This window comes from Comamonas avium, from assembly GCF_014836675.1.
GTDB classification, from domain to species: Bacteria; Pseudomonadota; Gammaproteobacteria; order Burkholderiales; family Burkholderiaceae_C; genus Comamonas; species Comamonas avium.
Genome location: NZ_JACSQK010000002.1, coordinates 203,461 through 219,805, shown reverse-complemented (window position 1 = coordinate 219,805; position 16,345 = coordinate 203,461). Strand labels below are relative to the sequence as shown.

The following is a 16,345-nucleotide window of genomic DNA, read 5'->3' as shown; positions in this document are numbered from 1 at the left end:
TGCGCGGTACATTTAGCGGCATCTCGAACCATTGAAAGCCAACCATGGAACATGTTTTTCAAGTGCAGGGAATGACTTGCGGCCACTGCGAACGCGCTGTCCAGCAAGCCATCAGTCAGGTAGATGCACAAGCCCAGACCACCATCGACAGAACCACGGGGCAGGTGGTGGTGCACAGCGATAGCCCGCGTGCAGCGCTGGCCAGTGCTATTACCGAAGAAGGCTACACCGTCGCCTGAACCCAGCAGCCGTGGCCGCCACTGTGCAGGTGGCAGCGGCTGCACGTTGTCTCTGTCACACGCACGATTGGCAGTTGGTTGCTGCAAACGCACAATGGCTGTCAGCTTTGCCTAAACAACCATTGGAGACAACGCATGAGCACCCGTGAAATTTTTGTCGTCAGCGCTGCACGTACCGCCATTGGCACTTTTGGTGGTGCTCTCAAAGATGTAGCCAACACCCAGCTGGCCACCACAGCCGTCAAGGCTGCGATAGAGCGGGCCGGAATCTCCCCCGATGTCGTGGGCCATGTGGTCATGGGCAATGTCATTCCCACAGATACCAAAGATGCCTACCTGGCTCGCGTGGCAGCCATTGATGCCGGCTGCCCCATCGAGACGCCCGCCTTCAACGTGAACCGCCTGTGTGGCTCTGGCCTGCAAGCCATTGTGTCTGCAGCCCAATCCATTGCGCTGGGTGACTGTGATGTGGCCATTGGCGGGGGTTCTGAATCCATGAGCCGTGGCCCCTACTTCGACACCGCATCGCGCTGGGGTGCACGCATGGGCGATGCCAAGAGCGTGGATTACATGCTGGGCATCTTGCATGACCCCTGGCAAAAAATGCACATGGGCATCACGGCAGAGAACGTGGCCGATCGCTACAAAATCAGCCGCCAGATGCAAGACGAGCTGGCCGTACTCAGCCAAACCCGCGCAGCAGCAGCCATTGCCGCAGGCTACTTCAAAGAGCAAATCGTTCCCGTGGAAATCGCCTCGCGCAAAGGCACCATCGTGTTTGACACGGATGAACACGTGCGTGGCAGCACCACTGTTGATACCCTGGCCGCCATGAAACCGGCCTTCAAGAAAGAAGGCGGCAGCGTCACTGCGGGCAATGCCTCAGGCATCAACGACGGCGCAGCCGCAGTCACCTTGGTGGCCGGTGACCGTGTTCAGGCCCTGGGGGTGAAACCTCTGGCGCGTCTGGTGGGCTATGCGCACGCTGGCGTTGACCCCGCCTACATGGGCATTGGCCCTGTCCCCGCAACACAAAAGGTGCTGGCGCGCACAGGTCTGAAGATTCAGGACATGGATGTGATTGAGGCCAACGAAGCCTTCGCAGCCCAGGCCTGCGCGGTCATTCAGGAGCTGGGGCTGGACCCCGCCAAGGTCAACCCCAATGGCTCTGGCATCTCGCTGGGTCACCCCGTGGGAGCGACTGGCGCCATCATTACCACCAAGGCGATTTATGAGCTGCACCGCACAGGTGGCCGCTACGCACTGGTAACCATGTGCATCGGTGGTGGCCAGGGGATTGCCGCCATTTTTGAACGCGTATAAGGCCTGCGCAGGCAACGTCAGGGCTAGCAATCTTTGGGGTTGCTGGCCCTTTTTTTATCTGCGTTGCCCGCGCTTTTATTCCTGGATGCGTCTGTCCATCCATCTTGGCGGACTGTGGCGCGGCGCAAAGTCACGCACATTTTTTGCATCCAAGATTCGCATCAGAAAAGATTGATCTGTGCCGTTGTCTGCATGGACTTCGCACGCGGTTTCAGCGCCGGCTTGACCTTCCTGACTTCAGCCGGATCGGGGCGCTCCATGATCCGCTGCACTGCACCAGCCAGCGGCACTTGGGCAACGGCAGGGGCAGAGCACTCCTGGCTGGGCAGCATTGAAATTTGAGCAGCAGCAAGAGACGAAGGCTGCACAGCAGGTGCAGCCAGAGCCGCCTGGCCCTGTGCCACCACTGGCCGCTTGCGCCCTGCCTGTCGATCACTGCGTGGCTGCTCGGTCGATGGCGCAGGCTCCTCCTTGCGAGATTGCAGAGGCCGGTGCTGCGCACAAAGCAGCGCAATCAAGCTGTTGACATGGGCCTTGGGCAAACTCAGCACCACGCCTTCCAGTGCTCGCAGCCATACCGCCACTTGCGTGGCCGACGCAGCCGCTGATGCAAGTCCTTTCTCCAGAATGCTGCGCTGCTGCTGCATGTGCTGGGCAGATGCAGCGGGTAGCTCCCACTCATCAATGCGCACCATGCACCATCCAAAATCTGTTGAGAGCACCCGCGCATAGGCCTTCAGAGCGGCTTCCAGACCTGCCTCTCCTGCCGATTGCAGGGCTTCACGCACTCCTTCAATCGCTTGCTGAAAACCGGCCAGCGCACAGGCCTGGACCAGCTCCGATTTGCTGCGCACGTAGTAGTACAGCGTCGGTTTGGTAATGCCCAGCTGTGCGGCCATCTGATCCAGCGAGGCCGATGCAAATCCCTGCTGCTTAAACAGCCGGGCTGCGGTGACAAGCAACGCATCTCGCTTGTTGCGGCGCTGGGCCACACGCTGAACAGGGGTTCCCCAGGGGGAAGGTGCAGCAACGAGGTCCATTGCTTGTGAAGAAATTACTGTCAAAACTCAAAACCGATAGCAAACACTCAAGGCATTCTAAGGAATAGAGCATGGCCTCGTGTTTTATCGATCACTTGAAGCGCTCACACAAAAACAATCAAACCAACCCAGCGGAAAGCACCCGAACATTCAGCAACACTGGCATCACAAAGTAGACAAACTCTGCCTTCATAACCCCGCAAAGCGGCCTATGCTTTCAGTGTTGCCATGCACCTGAAAACCTCACAAGAACGCCTGTGTCACAGCGTTTTTCATTCTTCTTTCCCACTGCCTGACCATGGATAACCTGCTGACTAGCCTTTCTCAATCTTTAAAGCTTGCCAAAAGCCAAGAAGATTTGGTCCGTCCACTGCTTGAAATGCTCGGGCAGGTAACGCGGCTGGAATCCACCTACCTGACCACCATCGACTTCGAGCAAGCGCTGCAGCATGTGCTGTATGCCCGCAATACGCAGCAAATGCAGATTCCTGAGGGGCTGAGCGTTCCCTGGAACGACACGCTGTGTCAGCGCGCTTTGGCAGAAGGACGCATGTGTACCAGCAATGTGCAGGAGCACTGGGGTGATTCGCAGGCCGCACAAGCGCTGGGCATACGCACCTATGTCAGTGCCCCGGTGCGCATGTCTGATGGCAGCGTCTATGGCACCTTGTGTGCCGCCAGTGCCAGCGATGCCACGCTCCCCTCTGAAACAGAAGTGGTGCTGCAGCTGTTTGCCCAGTTGATCGGCCACCATGTAGAGAGAGAGCAATTGCTGGAGCTGCTGAAAGAGCGCAACTCAATGCTGACGCATTTGGCATTGACTGACTCGCTCACCCAGTTGCCCAACCGTACGGCCTTGATCAATGAGCTGCAGCGCCTGCTGGCACGCGCACAGCGCAGTGGCGAGTCTGTGCTGGTGGCTTTCGTAGATCTTGACGGCTTCAAGCAAATCAACGATGAACATGGCCACGCCGCAGGCGACCGGCTGCTGTGCCAGCTGGCACAGCGCCTGCAGCACAGCCTGCGCGGCGGCGACATGGTGGCACGCATGGGAGGTGATGAGTTTGTGGTGGTCACCCCAGGGCCTGCGCCTTTTGATGAAGGGCTCAAACACGCGCTCACCGCCTTAGAAACGCGCCTGCGACAAGCCTCTGCATGCGAGATCACGCTCGATGATGGACAGCCGCTGCACTACCCGGGAGCCAGCGTGGGTCTGGTCCATGTTTCGGGCTTTACCAGCGTCGATGAGGCCTTTCATCAGGCCGATATGGCCATGTATGCCGACAAGGAGCGCCGTCGAGCACTGAGCATTGCCCCCTGACTAAAAAGCGGATACAGCCTACAAGCTGAGGCATGTTTTGCCGTTGAGATACATGCAGACACATTTCTTGTCTCTTGTTATCTAAGGCATCGCCATGACTCCCCTGCTCCCAGACTTTTTTACGGCCTATGGCATGGCCTGCCTGTCTGCTTTCACGGTGGTGTGGGTCATGTGGGCCTTGGGCCGCCAGTACTGGCAACAAGGCATGGCTTTGACGCTGGCCAGCACACTGCTCAGTGCGCTTGCCTACGGGCTACTTGCCCTGCATACCAGATGGAACCTGATCGCACTGCTGGTGGTCTCTCAAGCGCTTTTGAGCATGGCCATTGGCGTGTTCACTGTGGCCATCCAGCGCTTCAGGCAAAGCAGCGACAGGGGCCGCGATGCCACCACCGTACTGCTACCTACAGGAGTGTCGCTGTTGCTGGCGGCATGGCTGCTGCCTCAGGACCTAACGCGCTTTCACCAGCTGCATGCAGCGATGGTTGCGCTGCAGCTGGTTTTCGCCGTGGTGGTGCTGCTGCGCATACGCACAAGCACGCCCGGCAGGGGCTGGATTCTGGTTACAGGCGCAGTGCTGGTACACATGCTCGCGATCTTGCCCGTGGAGCTTTTCAGAACCACCGCGCTCTTTGACGGCGCCGCCAGTACCTCGCCAGCAAACACGCTGCTGCTATGGGCGCTGTGCCTGGGGGTGCTGCTTCAGTTGAGTGTTCGCAGCATTGGTTTTTTGATCATGCTGCGGGATCGGGAGACCGTGATGGAGCAAAGCAAAGCCCAGCTTGACCCACTCACCCAACTGCCCAACCGTGCAGCTTTGGTGCAGATCCTGCAACACGCCATTGAAGCGGCTGCGCAGCAGGGACAGGCACTGTCCATCATGGTTCTGGACATCGACCACTTCAAAAGCGTCAATGACAGTTATGGGCACCTGGTGGGTGACTACGTCATTCAAAGCATTGCGCGCACTGTCATGCAGCACCGTCGCACCAGCGATTTTGCCGCCCGCTACGGCGGTGAAGAGTTTGTGGTCGTATTGCCCAATACGCACGCCCGTGAGGCGTTCCATCTGGCTGAGCGCCTGTGCCAGGCAGTGCGCAAATCTCCCATGCCATTGCCCAACGGCAAGCTGCTGCACACCACCATCAGCGTGGGAGTGTATGCAGGCACACCCACGCATGGCAGCTCATGGGAGCGTCTGGTCGGTGCGGCTGATGAAGCCATGTACGTGGCCAAGCGCAATGGCCGTGACCGCGTAGCCATGTCGGCCACTGTGCATACCATGCAGTCGCACACAGCGGCCGCCATGCCTTAGAACGGTGCGTCTTGCGGGTCTGTGTCTTGCGGAGCAAGGGCCGGGCCTGTCACAGCACCTTTGCCTGCCACTCGCACCGCCAGAGTTTCTGCACCCGGTGCGGGCTGGCCAATCTCGGTGCGGCCTTCGCCACCCAAGGCTTCGATCAAGTCTGGAATCAGCTTGGACAGCTCGCCCGTCGCAATGGCCACATCGGTGTCAAAGCCACCTTCATCACCGGCTTGATCCAGAACCGTATCAGTGAATGCAATTTTCTTGATTTGCAGGCTGTCGGTCAGCAAAAAGCTCACGCGGTCGTCCCACGTCATAGCCAGCTTGGTTGGCAATTTGCCATGCTCCACATGCTGCTTGACTTCATCAATATCCAGCGGGTGGCGGGCATAACGCACCACCGCCTTGGATTCGTCAGCCGCCTTCAACTCACACTCACGGTCAATGCTAAAGCCCACAGGAGCTTCCTGCGTCAACAGCCAATGGGCCATGGCAGCCTGGGCACTGGTTTGTGTGTCCAGCAAGGCCACGCCAAAGCCCTTGAGCCCTTCTACCAGCAGCGTGACCACTTCGTCAGCCTTGCCCTGAGCGCCGGTATCGAGCACCAAAAACTTGGCTTGCGGATCGATCCACACCCACAGGCTGCTTTGCTTGGTGAAAGCCATGGGCAGCAAATCGAGCTTGGCCTCGTCTTTGAGGTCGCGCTTTTCTTTCTTGCCGGGCTTGCGGCCAAACTCTTTTTCAATCGCGTCAGCCTTCTCCTGCACCTTGCGATTGAGCACGCTGGCGGGCAGCATTTTGGACTCGCTCATAAAGCGCAGGATCCACTGACCACCAACGCTTTCAGCCAGCAGGCCGTGCTCCTCACCGCGTGGCGGCACCCAGCCTGCCGATTGTTCCTGCGTTGCGCCGCAAGCCATGAAAGGCGTCTTTTGCAGAGCCTCTTGCACCTGCTCCAGTGAGCCTTCCCATTGCGCCGCCATGCGGTACACGATCATGTTTTTGAACACGCAGCCACCTCTTCCTGATTCATTCAAACAAAACCAAGACAGGCCCAGCACGGGCGGGCCTGTCTTATCAATTTATGAGCTACTGGCAGTTACACCATATGTGCTCGTGAGCAAAAAACGCTTGAGCCTTCATACCGTGCCACATGCAGCTTTGTATTACTTTACACAGCAGCAGCAAAGCCTCACGAGTCCCTTACATAGTGCCCTCAAACTTGCATCCAAGGACACAGCAAACGCTTGTCTCACCGCAACACCGCTTGAAAGGAACTTGTGATGAAACGCTTCCAACGTACTTTGACCGCCACTGTCGCCGCTGCTGCCTTGGCAGGCACGTTTGCCCTCAGCGCCAACGCCCAGACTGCACAGCCTGCCGTATCAGCCCCTGCCCATTCCGCAGTCCAGCACAGTCCACGCCACACGGCACCCGACTTTGCCAAGTTTCATGCAGAACGCACAGAGCGCATGAAAACACTTTTGCAGATCCAGCCTAATCAACAGGCAGCCTGGGACAAATATGCCAAGGCAATCACCCCTGAGCCTCGCACCAAGGCCCATGGCGAGCGAGCCGATCTGCGCAAGCTGACAACACCCGAGCGGCTCGATCTGGCGCAAAAGCTGCGCAAGGAACGCTCCGCCAAAGCCGAACAGCGCGATCAAGCCACGCGCAGTTTCTACAGCAGCCTCAACCCCAGCCAGCAAAAAGCTTTTGATGAGCTGACAGCACGCCACCCAGGCAAGCACCACGCAGGCTCTGGCGCAAAGCGCATGGATGGCAAACGTGGTCACCATGGCCATGGCCCCGCCAGTCATGCACCAGTGACCGCTTCACCGGCTGCATAAAACCTTCGGGCGTTTTGCACAAGCAGGCTTCGGCCTGCTTTTTTTGTGGCTGAAAAAAATCTTTCATTGTGCACAGCCCTGCTGTCTCGCCCACAGCCCTGTGCGCATTGATGCCGTAGACACCGCATAGCGGGCGGGCACTGCAATGGCTGAAACCTATTGAGGAATGCAACAGCCGATGGCCGTCACTTTCAATGTGGGTGTTCACCCACATTGGGTACATCCAAAAACAAAAATAAAAACAACGACTTAACCATCCAATTCAGCACGCCATGTAACCGAGGGTTTACCCGGTAACTGGGTTACATCGCCGCGTTGCTCACTTTTTTGTAACGCAGTTACCTGCATTGAAGTCGTGCAGAAAGAACGGCATGCAAGGCAATTTTTGCCTGTGCATAACTTTGTGTGGAAAAAAAGAGCAACTACCTACTTATCCACACCAAGGTGACATGTGCTGAAGTTGTACCCAAAAGCGTGACCGTTCATCCCGCCTTGCAGCACATACTTTGAAATTTTGTAACGTCTTGATCTGAAAAAGCGTTTTCACGTTATCCACAGAAGCAAGCCATCCTTACTATTACTACTAATTAAAAATAGAAAACATAAAGAATAACAACCGCGCGAAAAAATTCGCGCAAATGAAGCCTCTATCCAGGATCTGTTCCGTTTTTCAATGGCCTCTTTGTCTTCCCGCAGGGTTTCGGGATGTTCACAGGATGGCTCTTCTTAGGAAAAGTGCTGCTTTAAAAGTTATTCACATCAAATTTGATAGCTTTAAACGCTTATTTCATAGTAGATAAACGCATAAAACTAAGTTACATCAGAGTGAAGCAGTACTTGTGGATAGATCACTGAAGAAAACATAGATATCCACAAAAATTCAAAAAATTTGGAAGTTATCCCTGTTTGCACGACAACAGCAACAGGGTCTGGCCCACATGATTTGGCCGTAGGCAAGTAGTTGAAATCAGGTCTGAATGTGAAGTTATCCACAAAAAATGTAGAGACCTACTACTACCTACTATTCTTATAAAAAATTTAAAAGAACAAGTCACCTCAAACTCAAAATCCAAAGCAGTAAACAGATGAGGAGCGCTTCAAGGGCTTGTCAGACTTTGGAAAAAAGAGTTCATTGAGCTGAAAATCCAAGAGCCTTCGTACCAGCGAGGCTGAAAATTTGTTTTCAGCTGCCAGACAGCCAGAGCGTGCAAAGTTTCTCTGTCATGAAAACTTATGCACAGCTTGTTATGCACAGCAGTGGACAGTGTTTTAGCCAGCGTAGAGACGTGCCAAAGAGTCATTCAAAAATATTCAACGATCACTGCGGTGCTTGTGTGAAAAGCACCATGTGCGTTCACAACACGTTCGATCTGATTTCCGGCGTTCAAGGGGATGAGCTCTACGCTCTGGACGTTTGCAGCTATCGAATCAGGACAGATCGCAGAAAGCAATTTTTTTGAAGCTGCAGCAAGCAAGAAGAAATCTCTCAGTTCAGTAACCGTTCAGTGATCGGTGCCTGGGCAGTACCGGAACCAGCTCAAGGCTGGTCTCAGCTTGACAGGCCTGTCTGCAGCAGCAGAGCAAGCCTGTACGTGCCTGTTAAGGGGTTCGGCACCCTACCCCCCATGTCCTGCTGGTGCAGGCCTGTCAGGCGCTTGTGACCTTGTCCTGGCTGTCTGTTGCTGACAAGGCAGCGGTCATGCGGATGTTTTCAACGCAGGACTGCAGGAGCAATGAGGGCCTGCGCACTGCCTGGCCATGCGGCTGCCAACGATTTACTGGCTGTCTATGGGCTGTCTATGCCGAGGACTGGGGTACCGTACAGAGGCATGGCCTGTGTGCAGGGATGGCCGAATAAAGCCCAAAAAAAGGCCTCTTCAAACACTCCCTAAAGAGGTTGAAGAGGCCTTGCTTGCAGGGCTGAGTGCATCAGCCCTGTTCATGCAGCGTGTTTACTTCTTGAGTTTGTAGGCGATCACGTAATCACCCGCCTTGGTGCCAATGGAGCCGTGACCACCGGCCACCAGCACCACCACCTGCTCACCCTGGCTGTTCAGGTAAGTCATGGGAGTGGCTTGGCCACCTGCAGGCAGACGGGCATTCCACAGCACATCACCCGTGGCAACGTCATAGGCGCGGAAGTTGTTGTCCACTGCAGCGCCCAGGAAGGCAACGCCTGAAGCCGTCATCAGGGGGCCACCGATACCGGGAACACCTACCTTGATGGGCAGAGGGATGGGTGACAGGTCGCGGATGGTGCCGTTGCGGTACTGGTAGGCAATCTTGCCGGTACGCAAATCTGCTGCTGCCACGGTTCCCCATGGAGGAGTCTGGCAAGGCACGCCCATGGGCGACAGGAAGGGGTGCATCTTGACAGCGTAGCCAGCGCCTTCGTTGGCGTTGATACCTTGCTCGCCCAGATTCATCACGGTGTCACCCTTGAGCTGGTCGCGGGGGATCAGTGTCGAGACGAAAGCCAGGTAGGTTGGCATGCCAAACATCACCTGGCGCTGTGGATCCACCGCCACGGAGCCCCAGTTGAAGGTGCCAAAGTTTCCGGGATACACCAGTGTGCCTTGCAGTGAAGGTGCGGTGTAGCGGCCTTCGTAGCGCAGTTTCTTGAACTGAATACGGCACATCATCTGGTCGATCAAGCTGGCACCCCACATGTCTGACTCCGTCAGCTTGGGAGGCTCAAAGCTCAAAGCCGACACAGGCTGTGTGGGCACGGTGTGTTCGCCGGGCACGTCGGTACCCTGAGGTGCAGGACGCTCGGTGACCGCATGAATGGGCGTACCGTCACGGCGGTCCAGCACATAGACATCACCTTGCTTGGTGGGCAGCACCAGTGAAGGTGTACGGCCCTGGGGCAGATCCAGGTCCAGCAGCACGGGCTGCGATCCCAGGTCCATGTCCCACAGGTCGTGGTGCACGGTTTGCTGGTACCAGCGCAGCTTGCCGGTCTTTAAGTCCAGCGCCACGATGGCGGCGGTGTACTTTTCTTCGTCAGCGTTGCGGTATTGACCCAGCTGGTCCGGTACGCGGTTGCCCATGGGCACGTAGACCATGCCCAGCTCGGTGTCGGCAGAGAACACCGTCCAGCTGTTGGGCGAAGATGCCTTGTAGACCTGGTTGGGGTTGGCTGGATCAAAAGGCTCGGTGGCCTCAGGGTTGCCAGAATCCCAGTTCCACAGCAGCTTGCCGGTGTGTACGTCGTACGCACGAATCACGCCCGAGGGGGATTCCACGGCGTAGTTGTCGTTGACCGATGCGCCAATGATCAGCGTATCGCCCGCAATCACGGGTGGCGATGTGGGGTTCAGATAACCGGGCTGCTTGTTGGGCATGTTGTGCGTCAGATCGATCGCACCCTTGTCACCGAAGTCTTCGCACAACTTGCCGGTTTCGGCATCCAGCGCATAGAGCTTGGCGTTGGAAGATGGCAGGAAGATGCGGTGCTTGCACTGTGCTGCACTGGCTGTCGCAGTCGTCGCTGCCACTGCAGTTGCAGCAGAAGTAGCTGGCGCATCTGCATGGAAAGCAACGCCGCGGCAGGTCTGGTGCTGGCGGTTAGATTCCATGCCCGCTTGCGGATCAAAGCGCCATTTTTCGGCACCCGTATCAGCATCCAGAGCAATGGCCAGGCTGTGCGGGGTGCACAGGTACAGGCTGTCGCCAATTTTCAGTGGCGTGGCCTGGTAGGTGGTTTCACCCACGTCGCCCGGGCCCTTCATGTCACCTGTGCGGATCTGCCAGGCTACATCCAGCTGGTTCACGTTGTCAGGCGTGATCTGTGTGAGCTTGGAAAAGCGCTGGCCGTGGTGTGATCCCGCGTAAGCGGTCCAGTCGCCTTCAGCGGCTGGGCTATCGCCAGTTTTGGCATCGGGATTGACCACTTCCATTGACAGCTTGCCGGCCGTCTCATGGAGGTGAAAAGGAATGCCGATGAAGGCGATTACAGCCGAGAGGATCGACGCTGCCAGCACAGGCATGCCCGCAGCGAAAGGCGCTGTGCCCGCAGCAGCACTGCGGCGCGAAGCAGGAATCGCCATGATGAAACCAATGATGGCAGGCAGGCCCAGACGGGTTGCCAGTGGCCACCAGTGCAGTCCCGACTCCCACAGTGACCAGGCCAGCAGCACCAGCAGCCAGATGGCGTATACCGGCGTAGCCCAGCGCTTGCGCTTGAGAACACCGAACGCCGCGATCAATACGACCACGCCGCTCAACAGGTAGAAAGGACTGCCACCCAAGGCAAGCAGGTAGCTGCCGCCGAAAGTCAGTGGCAGGCCAAGAATGGCCAGAAGCAAGAGTGTCAATGCACGCATGGCAGCAGCTCCTGAGGTATCAGTTGGATCACGCTTGTCATGATTTTTTGATGTATGGTTTTTTAGGGAGAAAAAAAACCGACGGCGCCGGTACTCACCAGTGTCTTGTGCACAGGGGTGAGCACAAGTCAGAGAAAGTAGCGGTTGGCCGTCGGGGGCGTCATCGTATGTCGCGCAGCGAATGCGTGCTGGCGAGAGTTAGCGCTAACGTTTATTTTTGGAAAGCACCAGCCATTTTTGTTGTGAAAAATATGGCGATAAGTACAAGAAACTTATTTGCCTTCAGTAAGTTAGAGCGTTCTTGACGAACTGCCACCTTCACAAAAAACCATGATTTGCGAATGGGTGCCGCCCTGAGCGCGGGGGCGTTCAAACAGCCCCCACAGCGAGGGTCTGGCGCTGAAGGCTTTGGATGCAGTGCCTTGGTGGCGAAGGGCATCTGCGCTGATGCACCTTCGCAAAATCAGCACAAATGGCTGCGGCTTTACGCCTTTTTCAGAAACTCAGATTTCAGAATGAAAGGGCCTTGGTCGGTCTTGCAGTCCACGTCGTGGTCGCCGTTGTCATAGACCAGACGAATGCCTTTGATCTTGCTGCCCTTCTTGATGACGGTGGACGATCCCTTAACCTTCAAATCCTTTACCAGCAACACCGTGTCTCCGTCGGCCAAAGGGGTGCCATTGGCATCTTTGATTACGCGGGGGCCATCATCATCGTCGCTAGCTGCAGCTTGCTCTGACCACTCATGGGCACAGTCAGGGCAGATGAACAGCGCTGCGTCAGGGTAGGTATTGTCTTGGCCGCATTGGGGGCAGGATGGGAAAGTCGTGGTGCTCAAGAGATGTCTTTCATTCAATGGAGTTTTAAAAAATGAGCTGCTAGCGCTTTAACAGTCTATGTTTCAATATGAAATCACATTGAAAACTAGTATTGGTAAGCCTTGGTAGCTCCTTTTATTGTGATGTTGCACGTTCATGCCATGCGTTTTTCCAGCGTGAACGGTGGCAGGCCTTTAAGCAACTGTGCTCCGTAGCTGGTAGCCACCAGACGCCGATCGTAGCAATAGACGTGGGCCTGGTCTTCTTCGGTACGAATAGCGCGCCCTACCCATTGCGCCAGTCGAATGGCTGTGGCGGGCACCACCAGCTCGTTGAACGGGTTGCGCCCGCTGCTGCGCAGCCATTCAGCGCGTGACTCACCCACAGGGTCATCGGGTGGCGAAAACGGCAGCTTGGTGATGAACAGCGATTCACACAGCGCACCGGGCAAATCCAGCCCTTCACCAAACGACTGCATGCCAAAGATGATGGAAGGCAAGCCCTGCTCTACCCGCGCACGGTGATCGGCCAGCAACATGGAACGCGGCATGGCCGTTTGCACCAGCACGTAATTGCGCATGGCGCTGGGCAGCGCATCCACAGCCTGGCGCATCTGATCACGCGAGGTAAACAGCACCAGCGCACCGGCTTGCACGCGGCTCAAGTCATTGAGCAGTCGCTCCACCATCTCACGGGTAAACGCAGCGGCTTCGCGCGGGTCGGCCTGCGTCTGGTGGGCCACCAAAGTGCCCTGGGCGGCATAGTCAAACGGGCTGGCTACTTCCAGCGTCTGCACTGCTGCATCGCCATGCAGACCGGCCTCTCGCAAGAAGAAATCAAAGTCGCCACAACTGGTCAGCGTGGCGCTGGTCAGCACCGCGCCGCGCACCTGGCTCCACAAGTGGTGGCGCAGCGTGGCACCGGGCAAGATGGGGCTGGCGTGGCCTTTGACCACGATGAAGTCGCCATCTATTTCCAGCGTGAACCATTTGGCATTGGGCACGCTCTGGGAGCCGTCTTCACGGGTTTCTGGCTGCTGGCTGAGCAACTGGGCGGTGTCGTGCACGGCCTCCAGGCGCGGGGCCAGCGTGCCCACCTGGGCATACAGTGCAGACAGGCGCTGCGCCTCATCGGGCTTGTCTTTGATCTCAGCTTTCAGCGCCTTGGCAATGGCGCGCAACACATCCAGAAAGCCGCTGGCGTTGTGCATGACTTGCGCCAAAGGCTCCAGCAAGGGGTCTGGCAAATCACCACGTGGCACGCGCACTCGCGCAGGGCCCCAGCTGTCTTTCTGGCCTTTGAGCTGTTCGCCATACAGCGACATGACCAGACGTGCCAGCTCAGTCAGGTGCTCACGCAGCCCGCTGCTGTAACCGGCAATGTCGGCAATCTCATCGACCTCCATCAACTGGCCTACACGCAATGCACGGCTGGCCAGCTTGTCGATCCATGTCAGCCGGCTCATGTCCATATCACACGCAAATTGTGACAACGCGGTTTGCGGCAAATGGTGGGCTTCGTCCAGGATGAGCAGGCTGTTGTCCAGCTCTGGCAGCAAGCGTGCTCCCAGACTGGAAAGCAGTAAATCATGATTGGCCACAATGACTTGCGCGGCCACCATCTCTTTGCGGCGTTCGTAATACGTGCAGTTGTCAAAGGCCGGGCAATGGCGCCCCGTGCAAGAGCTGCCTTCGGCGGCCAGCGGTGCCCATGCCTCGGCTTCCGGCGGCGGGGTGAGGCTGTCGCGGTCGCCATTCCACTGGCCAGTGGCCAGTGCGTCAGCCATCGATGTGTAGAACTGCATGCGCGCCTCGGTCTCTGCCTTGGGGCGTGTTTTGCGCTGTTCTGTGGCTTCTTCGGCAAACAGGTCATCCACTTCGTCGCTGTTTTCTCCCGAGCTGGCCAGACGCTCCAGCTTCAGCTTGCAGACAAAGCGGCCTCGGCCCTTGGCCAGTGCAAATTTGAAAGGCGTGGGCAGTTGCTGCGCCAGCGCGGGCAGATCCTTGTTGACCAGCTGCTCTTGCAAAGCCACGGTGGCCGTAGAAATCAGCACGCGTGTGCCCCGTGCCAAAGCCATGGCAATGGCAGGCGCTGCATATGCCAGTGACTTGCCTACGCCGGTTCCAGCCTGAATGACCGCGATGGCGCGCTGCGGGTCTGCAGCGCCCTCTTCCACCTTGCCCAGCTGCGCATTGGAGAGCGTCTGCGCGATCTGGGCGGCCATTTTTCGCTGTCCCTCACGGACACGAAAACCGGGGATGGATGCGACCACGGAATCAAAGGAATCCAAGGCCTGCGTGGCCCATTTTTTTTGACTCATTGTGAGGTTTTGAACGAGAAAGCTGTGCTGCAGGGTGTGAAAAATTATTTTCAATACAAGTCAAACGCATGCATTTCATCTTTTTATTTATTTCTTGGATGACTGGCATGCGTAAATTCGCTGAAAATTTAAGCAATGCTCCATCGCTTTTCTGAGTGAACGGCAACAAATTCAAGCAGATCTACGCTGTGGAAAAATCATTATAGATTGTGGATGAGTGAGGTGGTTTGCCAAGGGAATCACTGCATGCATATGCCTTAAATCTTCCAGATAAGCATGTGGAAAAGTAAAGAATAAAGAGGGTGAGAGTGTTGAAAAAATCTTTTCAATCATCGCTCACTTACTCACAAGCCAGTGAAACAAGAACATTGTGGATAAGTGCCATCCGAGCGATGCAGGTGTAGCCGAAAGCTATCCACAATTTTTTGAAGAAAGTTATCCACATGCTGTGTGCAAAGTTGGCAGAAAAGACCAGCCATCTTCAGCTCTAAGGCATGCATTCAAGCCAGATTTCACTCAGAATCTAGTCGTATCAAAAGATATTTTTTTGCAAAACACTTGACCGTCATGGCAGAAAAAATGCTTGAAAAAAGTGTTTTAAAGCATTTCTTGATCCATGAAATGTATTTTTTATTATTTTTAAAGTGCTTGAACACTAGATTTATATAAAAAAACATGAACATAAATTCGATGAGCAGCGATGCATCAAGAAAACGGATCGTCCGGCTGCTGTGCGCCCCTTGAAGGCTGGGTCTGCTCTGGCTGCATCCGCCTTGCATTCCATTGGCATGTGTGGATGCGCGCGCGTCAGCGCCTGTAGCGCCACCCTGGCGGCAGTGTTTAAGAAGCGCTGGCGCTACACTGCTGGACTGCTTTTTTGATGGTTTACCCACTTACGCTATGCATGCCACCTTTGGATGGCTGGACGCGATCATTCTTGGATTGGTCCAAGGCTTGACCGAGTTTTTGCCTATTTCTTCCAGCGCTCACCTGCGCATTCTTGGCCCCCTGCTTCCTGGTGGTGCAGATCCAGGGGCTGCTTTTACAGCCATCACCCAGCTGGGCACAGAGCTGGCGGTGCTGATTTACTTTCGCAAAGATGTGATGCGCATGCTGCTTGCATGGTTTGCCAGCTTGCCTTTGATTGGCAGCCGCAAGAGCGGCGAGGCCTTGGACACGGATGCCAAGCTGGCGTGGCTTGTTATTTTGGGCACCATCCCTATCTGTGTGCTGGGCCTGCTCTTGCGCGACTGGATTGAAACCTCATTCAGAACGCTGGCGGTGACAGCCACCATGCTGATCGTCTTTGGCCTGCTGCTGGGCTGGGCGGAAAAGCGCGGCACACAAACCCGCCAAATTGGCCATCTGGGCTGGAAAGATGGCGTCTTGCTGGGCCTGGCACAGGCCATGGCACTGGTTCCGGGCGTCTCGCGCTCAGGTGGCACGATTACTGCTGCCCTTTTGCTGGGTATGACCCGCGAGGCTGCGGCACGCTTTTCGTTCCTGCTGGCCATTCCTGCAGTGCTGATGTCGGGCTTTTACATGCTGCTGTTCAAGCGCGAACCCATGACCTCTGAACAGTGGGGCATGACGCTTGCTGCCACCGTGATTGCCTTCGTGGTGGGCTATGCAGTCATTGTCTGGTTCATGCGCCTGATCTCGAGCAAGGGCTTCGGATTCTTTGTGATCTACCGCGTTCTGCTGGGGGTTGCAATTTTGCTGGGCCTGTACTTTGGTTTTATCCAGTAATCTCTAACTGTTATTGTTTGCAATAGAGCGACGTTGAAAGGACGCTCAACA

Annotated in this window: 12 protein-coding genes; 6 read left to right on the top strand and 6 right to left on the bottom strand. The window is 56.2% G+C overall.

Features of this window, described 5'->3' with window-relative positions; genetic code table 11:
• The first annotated feature begins 44 nt into the window (after positions 1 to 44).
• Both H9646_RS03605 and H9646_RS03600 read left to right on the top strand, forming a co-directional pair.
• A complete protein-coding gene (locus tag H9646_RS03605; RefSeq protein WP_191721972.1) occupies positions 45 to 239 on the top strand; it encodes a heavy-metal-associated domain-containing protein in 195 nt (64 codons plus the stop codon).
• A 135-nt stretch (positions 240 to 374) separates the two neighbouring features.
• Positions 375 to 1,562, top strand: coding sequence for an acetyl-CoA C-acyltransferase family protein (locus tag H9646_RS03600; protein ID WP_191721971.1), 1,188 nt, complete (start codon positions 375 to 377; stop codon positions 1,560 to 1,562).
• A 161-nt stretch (positions 1,563 to 1,723) separates the two neighbouring features.
• Here H9646_RS03600 and H9646_RS03595 read toward each other — a convergent pair whose 3' ends face one another.
• The gene (locus H9646_RS03595) at positions 1,724 to 2,602 is read right to left on the bottom strand and encodes a TetR/AcrR family transcriptional regulator (protein WP_191721970.1); all 879 of its coding nucleotides are present in this window, start codon (positions 2,600 to 2,602) and stop codon (positions 1,724 to 1,726) included.
• Positions 2,603 to 2,900: 298 nt separating this feature from the next.
• Between H9646_RS03595 and H9646_RS03590 the strand changes: the two genes are divergently transcribed.
• Both H9646_RS03590 and H9646_RS03585 read left to right on the top strand, forming a co-directional pair.
• Positions 2,901 to 3,923, top strand: coding sequence for a sensor domain-containing diguanylate cyclase (locus tag H9646_RS03590; protein WP_191721969.1), 1,023 nt, complete (start codon positions 2,901 to 2,903; stop codon positions 3,921 to 3,923).
• A gap of 94 nt (positions 3,924 to 4,017) precedes the next feature.
• Positions 4,018 to 5,238 carry a GGDEF domain-containing protein gene (locus tag H9646_RS03585; RefSeq protein ID WP_191721968.1) on the top strand — a complete coding sequence of 407 codons (1,221 nt, stop codon included), beginning with the start codon at positions 4,018 to 4,020 and terminating at the stop codon, positions 5,236 to 5,238.
• Here H9646_RS03585 and H9646_RS03580 read toward each other — a convergent pair.
• Entirely contained in the window at positions 5,235 to 6,239 is a 1,005-nt protein-coding gene (locus H9646_RS03580) for a recombination-associated protein RdgC (RefSeq protein WP_191721967.1), read from the bottom strand. The genes H9646_RS03585 and H9646_RS03580 overlap by 4 nt on opposite strands.
• Before the next feature lie 273 nt (positions 6,240 to 6,512).
• Here H9646_RS03580 and H9646_RS03575 point away from each other — a divergent pair, with 273 nt between their 5' ends.
• Entirely contained in the window at positions 6,513 to 7,079 is a 567-nt protein-coding gene (locus tag H9646_RS03575) for a Spy/CpxP family protein refolding chaperone (RefSeq protein ID WP_191721966.1), read from the top strand.
• Positions 7,080 to 9,031: 1,952 nt separating this feature from the next.
• Here H9646_RS03575 and H9646_RS03570 read toward each other — a convergent pair.
• From H9646_RS03570 to H9646_RS03555, 4 genes are all read right to left on the bottom strand, one after another.
• The gene (locus H9646_RS03570) at positions 9,032 to 11,407 is read right to left on the bottom strand and encodes a glucose/quinate/shikimate family membrane-bound PQQ-dependent dehydrogenase (protein ID WP_191721965.1); all 2,376 of its coding nucleotides are present in this window, start codon (positions 11,405 to 11,407) and stop codon (positions 9,032 to 9,034) included.
• Between the two features lie 484 nt (positions 11,408 to 11,891).
• On the bottom strand, positions 11,892 to 12,245 hold the full coding sequence (locus tag H9646_RS03565; RefSeq protein WP_191721964.1) for a zinc ribbon domain-containing protein YjdM: 354 nt from the start codon (positions 12,243 to 12,245) through the stop codon (positions 11,892 to 11,894).
• Positions 12,246 to 12,379: 134 nt separating this feature from the next.
• Complete coding sequence (gene dinG, locus H9646_RS03560; RefSeq protein WP_191721963.1) at positions 12,380 to 14,545, bottom strand: ATP-dependent DNA helicase DinG; 2,166 nt, start codon at positions 14,543 to 14,545, stop codon at positions 12,380 to 12,382.
• Positions 14,546 to 15,057: 512 nt separating this feature from the next.
• Positions 15,058 to 15,438, bottom strand: coding sequence for a hypothetical protein (locus H9646_RS03555; RefSeq protein WP_191721962.1), 381 nt, complete (start codon positions 15,436 to 15,438; stop codon positions 15,058 to 15,060).
• Between the two features lie 7 nt (positions 15,439 to 15,445).
• Between H9646_RS03555 and H9646_RS03550 the strand changes: the two genes are divergently transcribed.
• The gene (locus H9646_RS03550; RefSeq protein ID WP_191721961.1) at positions 15,446 to 16,294 is read left to right on the top strand and encodes an undecaprenyl-diphosphate phosphatase; all 849 of its coding nucleotides are present in this window, start codon (positions 15,446 to 15,448) and stop codon (positions 16,292 to 16,294) included.
• The last annotated feature ends 51 nt before the right edge of the window (positions 16,295 to 16,345 follow it).